The 17,167-nt window shown below is 57.1% G+C and carries 14 protein-coding genes; 9 read left to right on the top strand and 5 right to left on the bottom strand.

All coding sequences use genetic code 11. The features are described from left to right. Nucleotides 1-165 precede the first annotated feature (165 nt). Entirely contained in the window at nt 166-1,029 is an 864-nt protein-coding gene (locus tag NW849_RS10740; RefSeq protein WP_414357636.1) for a PD-(D/E)XK nuclease family protein, read from the top strand. Between the two features lie 32 nt (nt 1,030-1,061). On the opposite strand, the gene NW849_RS10735 is transcribed toward NW849_RS10740, so the two are convergent. Further along, nucleotides 1,062-2,027, bottom strand: coding sequence for an acetamidase/formamidase family protein (locus tag NW849_RS10735; protein ID WP_414357635.1), 966 nt, complete (start codon nt 2,025-2,027; stop codon nt 1,062-1,064). 271 nt (nt 2,028-2,298) lie between these two features. Here NW849_RS10735 and NW849_RS10730 point away from each other — a divergent pair, with 271 nt between their 5' ends. Further along, complete coding sequence (locus NW849_RS10730; RefSeq protein ID WP_238376942.1) at nt 2,299-3,429, top strand: ABC transporter ATP-binding protein; 1,131 nt, start codon at nt 2,299-2,301, stop codon at nt 3,427-3,429. Next, nucleotides 3,423-4,379 (top strand): ABC transporter permease, encoded by a 957-nt coding sequence (locus tag NW849_RS10725; protein ID WP_414357634.1) that lies wholly within the window; start codon nt 3,423-3,425, stop codon nt 4,377-4,379. Before NW849_RS10730 ends, NW849_RS10725 begins: the two co-directional genes overlap by 7 nt. On the opposite strand, the gene NW849_RS10720 is transcribed toward NW849_RS10725, so the two are convergent. Next, nucleotides 4,362-5,381, bottom strand: coding sequence for a Rieske 2Fe-2S domain-containing protein (locus NW849_RS10720; protein ID WP_414357633.1), 1,020 nt, complete (start codon nt 5,379-5,381; stop codon nt 4,362-4,364). The two genes, NW849_RS10725 and NW849_RS10720, sit on opposite strands and share 18 nt — an antisense overlap. Nucleotides 5,382-5,584: 203 nt before the next feature. On the opposite strand from NW849_RS10720, the gene crtH reads away from it, so the two are divergent. The 3 genes from crtH to NW849_RS10705 all read left to right on the top strand — a co-directional run bounded on the left by crtH (nt 5,585) and on the right by NW849_RS10705 (nt 10,333). Continuing rightward, entirely contained in the window at nt 5,585-7,141 is a 1,557-nt protein-coding gene (gene crtH / locus NW849_RS10715) for a carotenoid isomerase (protein ID WP_414357632.1), read from the top strand. Between the two features lie 269 nt (nt 7,142-7,410). Beyond that, nucleotides 7,411-9,384 (top strand): tetratricopeptide repeat protein, encoded by a 1,974-nt coding sequence (locus tag NW849_RS10710; RefSeq protein WP_414357631.1) that lies wholly within the window; start codon nt 7,411-7,413, stop codon nt 9,382-9,384. A 226-nt stretch (nt 9,385-9,610) separates the two neighbouring features. Continuing rightward, nucleotides 9,611-10,333 carry a hypothetical protein gene (locus NW849_RS10705; protein ID WP_414351054.1) on the top strand — a complete coding sequence of 241 codons (723 nt, stop codon included), beginning with the start codon at nt 9,611-9,613 and terminating at the stop codon, nt 10,331-10,333. Here the strand turns inward: NW849_RS10705 and NW849_RS10700 are convergent. Then, a complete protein-coding gene (locus tag NW849_RS10700; protein ID WP_414357630.1) occupies nt 10,330-12,387 on the bottom strand; it encodes a serine/threonine protein kinase in 2,058 nt (685 codons plus the stop codon). The two genes, NW849_RS10705 and NW849_RS10700, sit on opposite strands and share 4 nt — an antisense overlap. Before the next feature lie 369 nt (nt 12,388-12,756). Between NW849_RS10700 and NW849_RS10695 the strand changes: the two genes are divergently transcribed. The 3 genes from NW849_RS10695 (at nt 12,757) to NW849_RS10685 (ending at nt 15,450) form a co-directional block, all read left to right on the top strand. Continuing rightward, complete coding sequence (locus tag NW849_RS10695; RefSeq protein WP_414357637.1) at nt 12,757-13,725, top strand: NAD(+) kinase; 969 nt, start codon at nt 12,757-12,759, stop codon at nt 13,723-13,725. Nucleotides 13,726-13,784: 59 nt separating this feature from the next. Beyond that, nucleotides 13,785-14,423 carry a histidine phosphatase family protein gene (locus NW849_RS10690; RefSeq protein WP_414357629.1) on the top strand — a complete coding sequence of 213 codons (639 nt, stop codon included), beginning with the start codon at nt 13,785-13,787 and terminating at the stop codon, nt 14,421-14,423. 67 nt (nt 14,424-14,490) lie between these two features. Continuing rightward, nucleotides 14,491-15,450 (top strand): patatin family protein, encoded by a 960-nt coding sequence (locus NW849_RS10685; protein WP_414357628.1) that lies wholly within the window; start codon nt 14,491-14,493, stop codon nt 15,448-15,450. 103 nt (nt 15,451-15,553) lie between these two features. Here the strand turns inward: NW849_RS10685 and NW849_RS10680 are convergent, their stop codons facing one another. Together NW849_RS10680 and NW849_RS10675 are read right to left on the bottom strand one after the other, a co-directional pair. After that, nucleotides 15,554-16,594, bottom strand: a complete 1,041-nt coding sequence (locus NW849_RS10680; protein WP_414357627.1) for a DUF58 domain-containing protein — start codon at nt 16,592-16,594, stop codon at nt 15,554-15,556. A gap of 257 nt (nt 16,595-16,851) precedes the next feature. Beyond that, on the bottom strand, nt 16,852-17,167 hold a 316-nt coding region (locus tag NW849_RS10675), incomplete at its 5' end, for a DegT/DnrJ/EryC1/StrS family aminotransferase (protein ID WP_414357626.1).

Here is a 17,167-nt window from a genome sequence, read left to right as displayed (position 1 = left end):
GTAGTAATCCGTACTGAACATATTATACATTATTTTCAGTATAGTTGAGCTTATTATTGACTAGAGTCATGCTCCTCCGCTGGGCGACCCCTGGTGGCGGTGGGGGTATCCTGAGAGCAGTGGAACTTAGCCCCCTCTTGCGAGCTCTTCCCCTTCGCGACAGCGGTGCGGAGCACTTTGTCTGGGATCCCTGCTGCCCCTTCTCTGGAGAGGTTGAGTCTTGAGCAGGTCAACCTCTCCGCCTCTTCACTGGCCCTGCTGGACCATTGCCCCCGCCTGTTTCGCTATGTGTACCTGGAGCGGTTGATCTGGCCCGCTGCCAGTGTTTTTGAGCACGAGCTGGAGCAGAGGCGCGGACGGCAGTTTCACCGTTTGGTGGAGTGGCACAGCCGCAGGCGGCAGGTGGAGCCGCGTTTGTCCGGCCTGGATGAAGGGGTGCAGCAGTGGTGGCAGGTGTTCTTGGCCAGCTCCCATGCCCATCCCCAGGGACGGGTGTTGGCGGAGTTGCCCCTGTGGCAACGGATTGAGGGCTTTAAGCTGATAGCCCGTTTGGATCGGCTGGTGATTATCCCCGGATCCCTGCACATCCTGGACTGGAAAACTGAGCGTCAACGTCCTCGCGATGAACAGTTGGCCCAAGACTGGCAGGTGCGCCTTTACCCTCTGCTGCTCTGCGAGGTGGCCCAGCAGCTGCCCCTGGAAAGCCCTTTTGAGCCGGAGCAGGTGCAACTGACCTTTTGGTATGTGCAACATCCGCAGCAGCCCTTCCACCGGTATTACAGCGCCGCCGCCTATGAGCAAGACCTGGCCCACCTAAGAGCCACTCTGAACCACCTGCGGCAACTGGAGGCGCAAGACTTTCCCATGACCCCCCACACTGAGCGCTGCAACAGTTGTCTGTTTCGCTCCCGCTGCCATGGGCTGCTACCGGAAGGGATCCCCTCTCAAGACCTCACGGATTGGGTCTGGCCAATGCAGGAGCCCGCGACACCTGCGGATCCCATCGCCGATACTTATTGGGAGCAGTAAGGACTCCGCCCCGCTGACGCGATTAGATCCGATTAGATCAGGGTAGGGCGGGGCAGGATCTGTTTTGGCAGCAACCCATGCACACCTTTCATGGGGCTGTTCACCACCTGCGTGATGTGGAAGTGGACAGCAATGCTGCAAAGCACATAGGCTTCCTCTCGCCCAATGCCGACAAACCGATGCAGAAAATCGATCATCCGCCTTAGGGCAATCTCAAAGGCCGCATCCAGATCCTCGGCAAAGCCCATGGTAATGAAATCGGTCGGGGTTTCCGCCAGCGGTGCCTCGAGCGGCAGATCTTTGCGCAGGATCAACTGCAAAGTGCCATTCATGGAAGTTTCAATGGCCGTTACATCAACTTCTCCGTCCCCTTGAGCGGAGTGGCCATCCCCCACCGAAAAAAGGGCACCGGGCACAAAGACCGGCAAAAAAACTCGGGATCCCGCCTGCAATTGGCGGTTGTCGATGTTGCCACCATAGTTGCCGGGGGGGATAGAGCTGCGGCTGGTTTCCTCGGTCGCCACCCCCAAGATGCCAAAGAAGGGGCGAATGGGGACGCGGATGCCGCTGCCGGGAGGAAATTCCGCTACCCCCTGGTCTATATCTAGGTCGATGAAGCGCAGTCGCGGCTGATCAAATTCTCCGGGCAAAGCCCCCCATCCGGGACGGATGGCATTGAAACCGATGGGCAAGCGGGGGGTGATCGCTTGCAAGCGCACTTCCAGCACATCTCCAGGTTCAGCTCCCTCAACGTAGATCGGCCCGGTCAACAGATGGGGGCCCGGCCCCACTCGGCGCTCGGCAGGCAAGGTTTGGCAAATTTCGAGGAATTCGGGCGTGAAGAAACGGTCCGGCGCTTTGCCGTAGTGGGCGAACCCCGAGTAGGTTTCCACCTGCACCACATCGCCCGATTGCACATACAAGGCCGGGGGCAGTTGGGAAGAAAAGCCGCCCAAGTGGACGGTATGGGGAGTGGCTTTGAGGGTGTGAACGGGCACGGCCAGGGATCCCTTGCAAAAGACCCATTCAAAAGAAAAATCCCCTCCAATCCTGAATTAGACTGTTCCTCAAGCCGGTATCTCTGGCTACTGTTTGCCCAGGGGTGGCGTGGCGACAATGTTTCCCACATTTGCTATCTTGAAGGGCTGTGGGCAGGGATCCCCGTTTGCAGGGCTGAGCGTGGAACTGGTGCCCCTGGTGTGGAGGATAACTGCAATTTTCTCGGAGACTTGCATACTGGGTTCGATAGGTTTATCAGCGCTGTCAACTGTGATCGCGAGTGTCATCTCCAGTACTTCCACCGTCCGGGATCCCGACTGGGATGTAGAAGTGGCGGGCCTCTACAAGCGTTTTGGCGATTTTGTGGCTCTCAATGGCATTGAGCTGAACATCCGGCGGGGGGAGTTTTTCGGCCTGCTGGGCCCTTCCGGCTGCGGCAAGACCACCCTGCTGCGCATCCTGGCCGGCCTGGAGATGGCCGATGCTGGGGAAGTGGTGATTCGAGGTCGCCCGGTAGGCCACCTGCCCGCCCACAAGCGCAATGTCAACACCGTGTTCCAGAGCTATGCCCTTTTCCCTTTTATGACGGTGGAGGACAACATCGCCTTCGGCCTGCGCATGCGGGGTGTGCGGGGAGAAGCTCTGCGCAAGCGGGTAGCGGCTGCTATGGAATTGGTGGAGATTGCAGCTCTGGCCAAGCGGAAGCCCCATGAGCTGTCGGGGGGACAGCAGCAGCGGGTGGCCTTGGCTCGGGCTTTGGTGAACGAGCCGGAAGTGCTCTTGTTGGATGAGCCGCTGTCGGCGTTGGATGCCAAGTTGCGCAAGCAGCTTCAGGTGCAGTTGTGCGAGTTGCAGCGCCGCCTGGGCATGACCTTTATTTTCGTTACCCACGACCAAGAAGAGGCTTTGGTGACCAGCGACCGGGTGGCGGTGATGCGGGCGGGGCGCATTGAGCAAGTGGGCCTTATCGATGAGGTGTACGAGCGCCCGGCGACGGCCTTCGTAGCCGACTTTTTAGGGGCCAGCAACCTGATCGAGGGGATCGCCTGTGGGACGGACTGTGTGGATACGCCCTTGGGAAAGCTGAAGGTCTTGGGGATCCCGGCCAGCTCGGAACCGGTGCAATTGGCTATTCGCCCGGAAAAGATCCAGCTCTCTCGCAGCGGCTGGGATCTGCTGCCCAACCAGGTGCCGGTGCGGGTGGAAAACCTCATCTACACTGGGGCTGAGAACCAATACCTGTTGCGGACAAACCAAGGTCAGCAGCTCAAGGCCACGGCCCTCAACACCGATATTGAGGATGCAGGGTTTGAGATCGGCGCAGCGCTGGTGGCCCACCTACCCCCGAAAAGCCTAATCCGTTTGCGACCGGATCCCCGTCAGGAGGAGACTGGATGTTGAAGCTGCCATCTCCTGTGGGCAAGTGGATCCCTTCTTCTGGCCAAGCCCAGGTGCGGTTTGGGGAGCTGCTCACCCCTTGGCAGGAGCTGGGACGCAGCCTGATTTTTGCCGGGCCAGGGGTGCTGTGGGTGATGGTTTTTCTGGTGCTGCCGGGGCTGTTGCTGTTGGTGTACAGCTTTCTCAGCCGTGGGGAGTTCGGCCAGGTTCAACTGCCCCTGACCCTGGAGAACTATCTGCGCATTCTCGGCTTTGGCCCCCTAGGATGGACGCCCATCTACTGGCAGATCTTGGGCCGCAGCCTGCTGGTGGCGGGGGTAACCACCTTTTTTTGCGTGCTGCTGGCCTACCCATTGGCTTTCTTCATTGCCGCCCACCCACCCCGACAACGGGATCTGTTGCTCACCTTGGTGGTGGTGCCCTTTTGGACGAACCTGGTGATCCGCACCTATGCCTGGATGGTGGTGCTGGCCCCGGAAGGGTGGCCGGCTTGCTTGGCGGCCTGGCTGGGCTGGATCCCACCGCAAACGGCTCTGTATCCCAGTTGGCTGGCGGTTTATCTGGGCATGGTCTACACGTTTTTGCCCTACATGGTCTTGCCCCTGTACACGGCGGTGGAGCGCATCGATTGGCGGCTGGCGGAAGCGGCACGGGATCTCTATGCCAAGGGTTGGCAGGTCTTTTGGTGGGTGCTTCTGCCCCAGACCTTGCCTGGACTGGCGGCGGGCCTCATTCTGGTGGGGATCCCGGCTTTCGGCATGTTCGTAGTGCCGGATCTGTTGGGGGGCAGCAAAACGCTGTTGATCGGGAATGTGATTCAGTTGCAGTTTGGCTCCAGCCTGGACTATCCTTTCGGGGCGGCCCTCAGCTTTTTGGTCACCGGCCTCACCCTGGGGTTGATCTACGCCTACAGCCGCTACGCTGGCACCCGCAGCCTAGAACATCTGGTTTGAGGAGCTGCTGTGGGCTTTGAGCAGAGCCGCCAATTGCTTGCGCATCAGGATCCCGGGCTTATCGGTGAGCATGTGCTGTTCGCTACTGAGGGTGAGGGGCACGTCGGGATCCGTGGTCTCCAAAATGGCTTTGTCTTCCAAAGTTACAGCCCGGTCAAAGCGGATAACCTCGGCGGCTGGGGTATCGGCTTCGGTGTCGTTGCGCAAACAAAACTGCACCACTTGGGAGGCTCGGTCGTTGATGGGGGTGGGGATGTTGACGATGACATGGCTGCGGCCATTGGGGTAGCGGATGTGAAGGTGGTTGGTGAAGGGCAAATGCCAGGTTGAAGTGGTGGTGCGCTCGGTTTTGGCGGCAGCAATGCCCAGGTTGCGCTGTTGCAGCTCTGGGTTGGCTACACCGAGCACTGTGCGGGTGCGGATCCCGTAGTCCAGCTCCTCGACCTCGAAGTGGCTGGGTACCAAGTCTTCCATACTGCCAAAGGTGTTCTGGTGTACAAAGCTGATGTGGGCGGCATCGAACTCGTTCTCGCAGATGCGCAAACTGGCACATTCCCAGCGTTCGTAGAACTCGTGGATGAGCCGGTAACTGGGATCCTCAGCTTCTGGGATGACCGGGATCCCCCGTAGAGGCTGGGGATGCAAGCACACCCAAGCATAGCCATAGCGGGCCTGGCAGAGATAGGCGGGAATGCGGTAGCTCTCTGGGATGCGGGCCTGATCCGGCAGTTGCGGCACCTTGACACAGGCTCCCGTGCCATCAAACTCCCAGCCATGGTAGGGGCAGCGGATATGGTCATCACAGACGATTCCCTTGGACAATTGCGCCGACCGATGACAGCAGCGATCTGCGGCTGCCTGGGGCTGTCCGGCTTTGTCCAGCCAAAGGACGATCCTCTCTCCCAGCAGCTCGAAAGGTTGCGGGGATCCCTGCTCCAATAGGCTGAGGGGCATCACCGGGTACCAAAAGCGCCGAAAGACAGGATGCTGGGTCACCAACATGGCAAAACCATCTGTGTCGTGTGGCCGGATTCTGTATAGCAAATTCGTGAATTCGGTTCCGTAGCCCGCGCCACAATCTCTATTTGGGGATCTTGCAGATCTGGGCAAACTCATTCCCAGGGGAGCTCAACTCATGGGGAAACCCTAGAACCTCTGGTACGGTAAAGATACTGATCTTGCGTTTGAGTTTCCAGAGGGATCCCTTGACCTCAACTTTGCCTTCTCAGACCCTCTTGCAGGCTCTGTACACCCCTTCCCCTGCTTGGGATGCCATCGTCATCGGTGCTGGGATCGGGGGATTGGTCGCGGCCAGCCAGTTGGCTGCCAAAGGATACCGTGTGCTGGTGCTGGAAAAATACCTCATTCCAGGGGGCAGTGCCGGCTATTTTGAGCGTCCGGATCCCTTAGGCAACGGGATCTACCGCTTTGACGTGGGCGCTTCCATGATCTTTGGGTTGGGCACCCAGGGTACCACCAACTTGCTGACACGGGCTTTGGCAGCCGTGGGCCAATCCCTGGAGTCCATCCCCGATCCGGTGCAGATTGCCTACCACCTGCCCAAGGGGCTGAATCCCCGAGTACACCGGGATTACGAGCAGTTTTTGCAGGAGCTATCCGGCTACTTTCCCCGGGAAGCCGCCGGCATTCGCCGGTTCTACGACAGCCTGTGGCCCATCTTCAACAGCCTCAACGCCATGGAGCTGCTCTCGTTGGAGGAGTGGGGCTATCTATTTCGTTCTTTTGTGAGCAATCCCCTCGGCTGCCTGACCTTGGCGCGCTATTTGCCGGTGAATGTGGGCCAGGTGGCGCGGCGCTGTCTGCGGGATCCGGATTTGCTGCGCTTTGTGGATATGGAGTGCTACTGCTGGTCGGTGGTGCCGGCGGATCGCACGCCCATCATCAATGCCGGGATGGTGTTTTGTGACCGACACTACGGCGGTGTCAACTATCCCAAAGGGGGGGTGGGGCAGATCGCCCAAAAGTTGGCCCAGGGACTAGAGGCCCATGGCGGGCAGATCCGCTACAAAGCGTCCGTGCGGCGGATCCTAGAAGAAAGAGGTCGGGCGGTGGGTGTAGAGCTGGCCAGCGGGGAAAAGCTCTTTGCCCGCACAATCATCTCCAATGCCACCCGCTGGGACACCTTTGAGCGCCTATGGCCGGGATCCCTGCCCACGGCGGAGCGGCAGTGGCAAAAACGCTACCAACAATCCCCCAGCTTCTTGAGCTTGCACCTGGGGGTGCGGGCCGAGGCCCTGTCCGGCGAACGCTATTGTCACCACATTCTCCTGGAAGATTGGGATCAGATGGAGGCTGAGCAGGGCACCCTTTTTGTCTCCATCCCCACCCTGTTGGATCCCGACCTGGCTCCCCCGGGCCGCCACATTGTTCATGCCTTTACCCCCAGTTGGATATCCACCTGGCAAGGGTTAAGCCCAAGCCAGTACCAGACCCAGAAACAGCAAGCCGCCGACCGGCTTATCCGCCGCCTGGAGGCCCTTTGGCCTCAACTGGGATCCCACATTGAGCTCAGAGAGATAGGCACCCCCCGCACCCACCGCCGCTTCTTGAGCCGCAGCAACGGCACCTATGGGCCCATCCCCAGCCGGGATCCCTGGGGCTTGCTGGGCATGCCTTTCAATCGCACCGCCATCCCCAACCTATACTGCGTGGGGGATAGCACATTCCCCGGCCAAGGGCTCAATGCCGTTGCCTTCTCCGGCTTTGCCTGCGCCCACCGGGTGGCAGCGGATTTGAGTTAGGTTGCCCTTCTCCTCGCTTACCGGTTTGGAAAAGCGAGTTACAAGTCCTCGAAATGCCGACATAGACATCCAAACATCAACAACTCAGAAGCAACACAACGGGGGCATTCCCAATAGCAGTGAAAGTGAAACTGTTGTTCCGTTGATCCCCAACTCCCCTCTTCCTCTGGGAAAAGGGCTAATGGTGGAGCTTGGGGGATGTTTGTATCCACTTGAAATGACTATACTGGGCAGAGAAATCTGGGGAATTTCTAGCCACTTTGTAGCGGATGTCGGACTTGACACCTACAGACAAACTTCTGGCCGGGATCCGAGCTCAGCAGGCAGGAGATCTGCGGCAAGCAGAGGCCATTTACTCCGAAATCTTGGCGGATTTTCCTGAGCATGCAGATGCCCTTCACCTGTTGGGAACGGTAGCTCAAGTCAGAGGAGACTCGGAATTGGCAGCGGCTCTCATTGCAGAAGCCATTGAGCAACATCCCGAAGTGGCTCTGTATCACCACAATTTGGGTGTCGTCTATGAGTCTTTGGGTCAACTGGAGGAAGCGCTATCCTGTTATCAGCAAAGCCTGAAACTGAATCCACACGCTGCTGGATCTGCCTTTCAAGCTGGAAAAATCTTAGTTAACCTGCGACGTAGCGAAGAAGCCATTGCCCTACTCAATCCTCTACTGGAAAACTCGGATGAACAGACAGGGATCCCTTTGGCGCAGGTGCATCTGAATCTGGCCATCGCCTGTCGAGATCAAGGAGAACACGCTGTTGCGTTGGATCACCTGGAGAAAGCAATGGCTTTGGATCCCCAGTTAGAACAGGCTCGTTGGTTTTATCATCTGTATCTGCCAGCAGTCTATCGGAGCGAGGAAGAACTCAACTCCTTTCGTGCTCGCTTTATCGAGCATCTGGATTGCCTTATTGAGGAAACTCCCCTAGAAACGGAGGAGCAACGTCGCAGAGCGCTGTGGGCGTCAGGACTGGGAACCAATCACTACCTACAGTACCAAGGCTACAACGACCTGGATTTGCAGAAAAAATATGCCCAGTTTGTTCAACGCATAGTCAACGCCTGTTATCCCGATTGGAGATATCTTCCTTGCCAATCCCAACCAGGGGATCCCCTCCGAGTTGGGTTTGCCTCAGCTTCCATGCGAGCTTGCTCTTACAGTCGCTTATCTCTGGGTTGGGTTAAGTACCTGAACGCCAATTGGGCTGATGGACAGGCTAACTCGGAGCGAAAGTTTCAAGTCTTCGCCTATCACCTGGATCCCAGAACCGACTTCATGACAGACCGGTATCGTCAATACGCCGATGTGTTTAGGCACATTCCCAGCAGCCTCGAGGATGCAGCCCAACAAATCCTACAGGATCAGTTGGATATTTTGGTGTATTTGGAGATCGGCCTTTCGCCTCTCATTCTGCAACTGGCTTCCCTGCGACTGGCACCGATACAGTGCTCCACTTGGGCTCATCCTGTAACTTCTGGGCTTTCTACGATTGACTATTTCCTTTCCAGCGATTTAATGGAGCCGGAGAATGCTCAGGAACACTACAGTGAAACCTTGATCCGGCTACCTCATTTGGGTACTTGCTTTGAAAAGCCGGTTTTGCCGCAGCAAAAGCGCTATCGTGAGGATTTCGGCCTGCGTGAAGATGCAGTGGTTTACCTAACTTGTCAATACTTGGGTAAATATCTGCCCCAATACGACTATCTTTTTGCCGCTATTGCCCAACGAGTGCCCAACGCTCAGTTTGTCTTCTTGGCTCTGCCCAATGCTGCCATTGCTCGACAATTTCAGCAACGGCTCACCCGGGCTTTTTCCCTGTACGGTCTCAATGCAGAAGACCACTGTCTGGTTCTGCCTGGATTGGATCATCAAGACTACTTGGATCTCAACCGCTGTGCCGATCTCATGTTGGATTCCTATGGCTGGTCAGGTGGGATCACCACCCTAGAAGCTGTTGCAGTTGGATTGCCGGTGATCACTTGCCCTGGAAAGCTGACGCGGGGCCGGCATACCCATGCCATCCTCAAAAGAATGGGCCTGGACAGTTTAATTGCCTCGGATTTGAGATGCTATGAGGATTTGGCCGTAAAACTGGGATCCGATCCTGAGTTTCGCCACCATATGACTGAAGAGGTTCGGCAGCGACGCGACCTACTCTTTGAAGATCGAGAATGTGTGGCAGCCCTAGCTCATTTCTTTCTCACCCTCACCAAGAAGCCCGACGCTGGTCGTGATTAGCCCACCGCGAAAAAGGGTTTTGCTCTGGATCCCTTCCTGAGGACAAGATGGGCTCAATAGTTCCACTACACTCTGGAAGCTCCTTTCTCGATGCCAGCAGTGAAACAGCTCCCCCAGGCCGGTGCAAACCCAAACGTGTGAAAAGCCTGTCAGTGATCTGCATTTTGCCGCGAATTGCTCAAATCATCGTAATCTAGAGGAACATTGATGATCCGAAGGAGTGCTTATGCCAGGGCCAGCATCGAATGCTTCTAGAACTCCGCAGGGATCCCTGCAGAGGGTTTTCTTGGGCCTTTTGGCCTCGGCTGCGGTTTTGGCAGGTTGTGGAGGAGGTGGAGGGAGCACACTACCGCCTCTGGTGAATGTCTGTGAACAAGCCTTCAGCCCAGACTTTTTCGCTTCGATTGGCCTCCGCCGACAGGGGGATAGGCGCAGTGGAACCTTGGGGCCGAATAGCCTTTTGGAGTTTTATTTCGATGCCGCCGGCAATATTCTGGATGCTCGCACAACTCCGCCGCCTCCCGGCACGTTTACCTTCTATTCAGATGCGTTTCTTTACTTCCCCTCTGCAGCCAACGTTACCGGGGTTACAATCCGGCTGACCAGCCCGGTTTTCGACCCGCTATTGGTCATCGGCAGCTTTGACAGCAACCGGAGATTGGATCCTGACGTTTTTGTAAATGATGATGCTGCCCCTGGCAACTTTACCACCTCTCAGCTAACCATCCCCGTGCGGCAAAACCGCTGCTACTTGCTCCAGGTGCAAAGCTACTGGGCGCAAAATGCCTCTCCAGCCGCTGGGCCGGGCAGCCCTGGGCGAGGCCCTTACACCATCGAAGTTGTGAGCGAAAGCTTTGCTGCTCCTCCTCCACCGCCTCAACGGCAACAGAAACCGGACGATAGGGAAGACGGCGGCGGCGGTGATCGGGGAGGAGGCGTAGGTATTTAGCTCTGCCGTGTGAGCCTAATGGCGAAGCTGGCGCTACCACAGGTAGCCGTTCCTCGAATCGAGCGCCCGTCAGCGCTGACAGTGCCGCTCCAAGTGATGGTTGGGGTGCCACTACCCGCTGCCTTACCGCTGACAGAAAGTTGGTTGCCGATGAGCTGGCCACTGCGTTCGGAAAAGCTGAGAGAGGAAACGCTGATCTGGTTACCGTCTTGACGAATGGAGACGGTTTCCTGGATACCGGTTGCAACATTAACTTTACACAGGGATCCTTGCCAGATAAAGGCTCCTCCTTCATAAAGCCACTGGCCGCTTAGGGCAAGCTCTGGCGCAGGCGTTGGCGTTGCCGGGGCAGGTGTGGCGGTGGGAGTAGGAGGTGGAGGCGGGGTGGGGGTAGGAGTGCGGGGGACAAGTGGGGTGAACCGGGGGATAGGGGTGAGCATCGGCGTTGGAGTGGGAGTGGGTGCCGGTGTCGGAGTCGGGGTGGGTGTCGGCGTTGGAGTGGGAGCAGGTTCGAGTGTAGGTGTTGGGGTTACTTCAGCGGTAGGGATCGGATCCGGTTCTTCCCGGCTATCGCGGATCGTTGGGCGTGGCCACAGCAAAAAGGCGGCCAGCAGAGCCATGACGCCTAGGGATCCCCCGGCCAAAACCCACTTCAGGTTGCTGTCGGAAGGTTGCAGAACCGTTTGGGGGGCAGCTTGCCGCAGAGGGCGAGTGCGGGGAGTATCGGTTCGTGCCGGCGTGGCAGGGCGAGCGACGGGGGGATCCTGAACGGTCGGGAGAGCGTTGCTGGCTGGGATCACTGTGGAGGGCGTTTTGGGAGTTTCGCCCCCACTTTGGGGAGAGGGATCCGGTGTTTCCGGCGAAGCTTCTGCTGAGGAGGGTTCCCGCTCGGTGATGTAATAGGGGATCCCTGCACCTGGAGGAGGGGGAGAGACCGGCTCATCTTCGATGAGATCCAGATCCTCATCGCGGATATCTTCAAAGGCTCCAGAAGCCGATCCTGTATTGCGGGTGGCTTGGATCGGTGGCTTGGACTCAGAAGAGGGTGGAGCATCCTGTTGAGGCTTGGCACTGCCGGTGGGGATGATCACCGTGCTGGCCTGGCTGGTGGAGAGTTGAGTGGCCACTGTCAGGTCATAGGCTTGCAGCAGCCGCTCCCCTAGCTCCCGCATCGTTTGTGGTCGTTCGTCCGGGTTTTTTTTCAGGCAATCCATCACCACCGCTGCCAAGGGGGGTGGGATCGGCTGGGGAGCTGTATTGGGGTTGATCTCCAGGGGGCTTTCGTAACAATGGGCGTGGATCCAACTGTGCAAAGAGTCAGTTTCCAATTGAAAGGGCATGGATCCCGTCAGCATCTCGTAGAGCACCACGCCAAAGGAGTAGATGTCCGAGCGGGCATCCAAGGCTTTGCCCCGCATCTGTTCGGGAGAGGCGTAGCGAGCTGTGCCGATAAATCCCCCCCCCTTGTAGGTGCCCAGGCTGAGGGTGTGATCCGCCAGGGTTTTGGCCACGCCAAAGTCGAGGATTTTCAGTTGGGGGATAAGCTTGCCATTTTGAAAAACTTGCTCGATGAAGAGGTTGCTGGGTTTGATGTCGCGGTGGATGACACCCCGAATCTCGCGGCCCTCTATCTTGGCCTGAAACGTGTGGGCAAAGTGCAGTCCCTCACAAGCTTGGAGAGCCAGCCGAATGGCTTGCCGAACCGGCAGAGCCCCTTTTTCTCGAATTAGCTTGGCCAGATCCTGACCCTTAAGGTACTCCATCACCAGATAGGCTTGCTCCCCCTCTTGGCCGTGATCCAGAACTTTGACGATGCGGGGATGCTGGCCCAAGAGGGTGCTGACGCGGATCTCTTCGACAAAGCGGCGGCGCAAGTCCGTCTGGGAGTTGCTCCGGCTTAGCAACATGGGGGCATAGAGGATCTTGACGGCTACCTCTTGGCGGTTGTTGTGTAAGTCCAAGGCACGAAAGACGGATCCCATACCACCGCTACCAATTTCTTGAATCAGCTGGTAGCGGTTGCCCAAAATGCGATTGGTGAGATCTGCGGTCATGGGTTTGCAGCTTGGAGAAGAGGAATTGCAGGGGGAATGTCCATACCATAAACCGAATTGCTGAGGTCTGCACCAGCCTACGCCGGTGGCTGAACTCAGGGATCCGGATTGGGGCCATCTGTTGGAAATGGCGGGGTTTTCGGTTGATTCTTCAAGGTGACTTCTCAGATTTACTTAACTGTTACTTAAAAGTTGTAGAAGAAAGCTCTGGCGGGGGCAGTGACGCTCAAGGGAGAGCTGCGGTGATCGGTTTCACCGTCCAAGAGAACATTTTCTGGTTAACTTTGGGGGGGATAGTCTGGATTATCCTGAGCAATCCCCAGTCTGAAGAAGGGGACAATCGACAGGGATCCCTTGATGAGGTTGACCATGGACTTGGGCTTGGTGGTGATTGCCTACAAAGAGGGGGATCGGGAGAGCAAGGCCGCTTGTCAGAGGTGTGCTGAACAGTTGCGCCGGCGCGGCGTTACGGTGTTAACGGCTCCCACCGGCTTGCACCACAACCCCTACCCTGTCTTTCTAGAGGCCACCTCGGATCCCATCGATCTGGCGGTGGTGCTGGGGGGAGATGGCTCGGTGTTGGCGGCGGCACGATACCTGGCTCCCCATGGGATCCCGATTTTGCCGATCAAAGCGGGGGGTAGGCTGGGGTTTTTGGCCCAGTCGGAGCGGGTGTTGCAGCAGGATCCCTGGGATCGTATCCAGGCGGGGGATTTTTTCTTGCAAGCCCGCATGATGTTGCAAGCCCAGATTTGGGAACAACCGCAGTTGGGACGAGGGGATCCCTTGGCCGCCCGTGGAGAGGGAAAGTCGCAAGGCCGTCCGGCCAGCGAAGTCTACTATGCCCTCAATGAGATCTGCCTGAAGCCAATCAACCGAGAACGGCTGCCTGCCGCGATCATGGAGATCGAGGTCAACGGAGAGATTTTGGATCAGTACCACGGAGATGGGGTGCTGGTGGCTACACCGACAGGATCTACCTCTTACACCCTGGCAGCCAATGGCCCCATCCTCGAGCCTACCCTCGACGCCATCATCATCACCCCTATTTGTCCCCTGAGTTTGTCTAGCCGTCCTATTGTCATCAGCGGCACAGCCAGGGTGGACATTTGGCCTCTTGCCGATCCCGAAGGGTTGACCCGCCTGTGGACAGATGGCGTGTTGGCCCAGTCGGTGAATCCCGGCCAGTGGGTTCACATTCAGCAAGCGCCTACACCGGTCAAGCTGATGATCCTGGAAAAAGAGCTCTCCTACTTTCGCACTCTGCGGGAAAAATTGCAGTGGGCGGGCAGCCGCATCTACATCCCCACCACCAACCACCGCCCCGAGGGGGGATAAGGAGAGCTTAAAGTTGGGCAGCTAGAGTGGCAAAGTTCGCTCCCATAAGCATATTTCCCATGAGCCTGAGACTTTACCTCCTTAGACACGGCGAAACTCCCTACAGCCGTTCCGGCAGCTTTTGCGGCGCTCTCGATCCCGACCTCACCCCCGAAGGCAAACAAATGGCAGAAGCCTTTGCCTCAGCCTATGCCGGGATCCCTTGGCAAGCTCTCTACGTCAGCCCGATGCGGCGTGCCTTGGCTACCTTGAGCCCCCTGGCCGAGAAAGTTGGCTTGGAGATGCAGATTCGAGAGGGCCTAAGAGAAATTCACTATGGCGAGTGGGAGGGCAAAACCCACGCCGAGGCACAAGAAGCCTACCCAGAAGCCTATTGGCGCTGGATGACCGAGCCAGCCTGGAACGCGCCCCCAGGGGGGGAAACCGCTGTGCAAATTGCCAATCGGGCTATGCCGGTTGTGGCTGAGATCCAGGAAAAATGGACCCATGGCAACGTCTTGATCGTCTCCCACAAAGCCACCATTCGGGTTATTCTCTGCAGCCTGCTGGGCATTGACCTGGGCCGCTACCGGGATCGCATTGAGGTTTTGGCCGCCTCGGTCAGCGTGGTCAAGTTCGACCGCTATGGCCCCCTTCTGGAAATCTTAGGGGAACGCAGCTATCTGCCTCCCGATCTGCGAGAAAGGGCAGGTACCTAATTGATTTTAGAGAGAGCAAAGTTTAAGATTCCTGAAGTCTTTTGGGCTTCTTTTTGAGGGAGCAATCATGGGCAAAAAACTGGGATTGGCACTGGGCAGCGGCGGAGCCAGGGGATGGGCTCATATTGGCGTAATTCGGGCTCTAGAGCAGGCCGGGATCCCCATTGATTATATTGCCGGGACGAGCATTGGCGCTTTTGTGGGAGCCATTTATGCAGCAGGAGAACTGGATGAGCTGGAAGACTTTGTGCGAGATCTCAACTGGAAGATGATCCTGTCTTTGTTTGATGTGGTCTTTCCCACCTGTGGCCTGCTGGATGGCAACAAAATTTATGAGCTGCTGACAGAACATTTGCAAGAGCTGTGTATTGAAGAGGCCGGGATCCCCTTTTGTTGTGTGGCTACCGACTTGATCACAGGCCAGGAGGTGCTGTTGCGTTCGGGTAAAATGGCAGATGCCGTGCGGGCCAGCATCTCTATCCCAGGAATTTTCACTCCCTTTCACCACGAAGGGCGCTATCTCGGAGATGGAGGCATTGTCAATCCGGTGCCAGTGCGGGTGGTGCGAGAGATGGGGGCCGATGTTGTCATCGCGGTCAATCTCAACCATGTGGATCCCGCGGATGTGGAGTCGCAACTGGAAGAAACAGAGGTGGAAGAAACCCTTCAACGGCGACAGCGCTTGAATGCTGAAGGAGAAGTGATCGAAGAAGAAACCAACTTCATCACCCGCATTCGCAAACGCTATCAATCCCTACAACAAGGGATCCAAGAAAAAATTAGCCAATGGTTTCCAGATGAGCCCTCTGGTCCCAATATTTTCGACGTTATTGGCAAGACGTTGAACGTGATGGAGCAAATCGTTACCCGCAGTGTTTTAGCCGAACATCCGCCGGATTTGCTCTTACAACCCAAGCTGAGCCAGTATGGGATCTTCGATTTTCATCAAGCAGATCCGATTATTCAGGAGGGCTATCGACAAATGCGGCGGGCCATTCCAGAATTGCGACAAAAGTTGGAGCAGTGAACCACCACTTCTTCAGCAGTTTAACCTAAAGCTTTGCAAGGATCTGCGCCCAAGCTTTCCAAACAATCTCAGATGGATCCTGCTATCAAAATGGGCCTGAAGCTCACTCAATTGGGATAAATTGCAACAGCGATCCCGTGTGGATGAGATGGGCCGGGGCAGATTTTCCATCCTGGTCGGGATGGGCCAGCAGCACACAGCGATCTTGAGGGGTGAGGTCAAACTTGACAGAGGGATCAGGTTCTCTTTCCAGTGGAGGGCTGAGCTGGGGATCCCCGACAAAAGTAAGTCGTGCCAACACGGTCAGCAGGTGATCTTGATGGGCCAGGTCTGACCCAAAAGGAGTCCGCTCTTGTAACGTAACGAGTGCTACCGGGTAACCTTCTCGCATCAAGTAGAAGAGGATCCCGGCACAGCGCTCTACAGCTCGCTCCAACTTGTCTCGATGGATCTCGGGCCTCTCTTTCTGGGGCTGCCAGCGATTTTCAAAACAGAGGGTGATGGCTTGGGATCGTGGACGCTCCAACTCCCGCACGATTAGTTGATCCCGTTTGGCCGAGATCTTCCAATGGACAGAGCGCACATCGTCCTGGGGGCGGTAGGGCCGTAAGCTCAGGTAGTCTCTCTCTCGACCGGGTTGGGGGCGCAATTGGTTGCCGCTGCTGAGCTGATCCCACAGCACCAATCCTTGAACCGAGGCAGGCCGCGGAAACACGATCACCGTTTGGGGATCCCTAATCTCTACCGCCTTGCGGAAGAGTTCAAATGGAAAACTGGTGGCAACTTCAAAACCTTGCAACTGCCAGACTCCCCGCTTTGAAAAAGTATGCTGATAAAAAGTGTCCACCTTGGCACCGGGATCCACCCGCAAAACATAGCTGGAAGGCCAATCTTCCCGCCTCAGCCCCTCAATGCGTTCGCTCACCTGCAACGAAAAGCTGGGCAAGCGCCGTTTGCGATTGACCAGCGTGAGACCCACTAAGACAGGCTGGCCAGCGAAAATGCGGCTAGGCAACTGCCGGCTGACCTCCAGATCTTTGAGGGTGATATCAGAGAGGGTACCGCTGATGAGGATGAGGCTGAGCAGCATCCCCAGCAACAAGTACAGGGGATTGTTGCCGGTGTTGAAAGCAGCAATACTCACCAACAGGGCGATCCCGATAAACCGCCCCCCGATACGGGTAAAGCGGAAGCGGCGCAGAAAGCGAACCCGAGATCTCGATCCCTGCTTTGAGGAGAAGGTTCCCCGGCCTCCCATCCTTTGAAATAATTTTCGGCTTAGTTTCAACAACACGGCAGTCCTCTCAGCGCTTTTTCATCCCCAGCCCCTCTCCCAAAGGAGAAGGAGAGTCTGGAATCTACAAGCTACTTCAGTGTAATTTGAAATAATCATAATTGGTGCTATGGGGGTGATGATGTGGAGAGGATGTCTGCGATGGCAACAGCCACCCGTTTTTGTTGACAGAGGGTCAACTCAGGAAAGCAGGGCAAAGACAACACCTGAGCAGCACACAACTCCGCCTTGGGCAAATCCCCCCGCCGGTAGCCCAGCCGCCGGTACACCGGCTGCAACGGCAACGGCAGAGGATAGTAAACCCGACTGCCAATGCCCCGCTCCTTCAACCGCTGCTGCAAATCGTCCCGCCGCCGCCCATCCGTCGCCTCAGAACCCACCACCCGCACCGTGTACTGATGCCACACCGAGCTGCCCCCCACC

This window comes from Synechococcus sp. R55.3 (assembly GCF_047461975.1).
Classification (GTDB): Bacteria; Cyanobacteriota; Cyanobacteriia; order Thermostichales; family Thermostichaceae; genus Thermostichus.
This window is presented reverse-complemented; position numbering and strand designations above follow the sequence as displayed.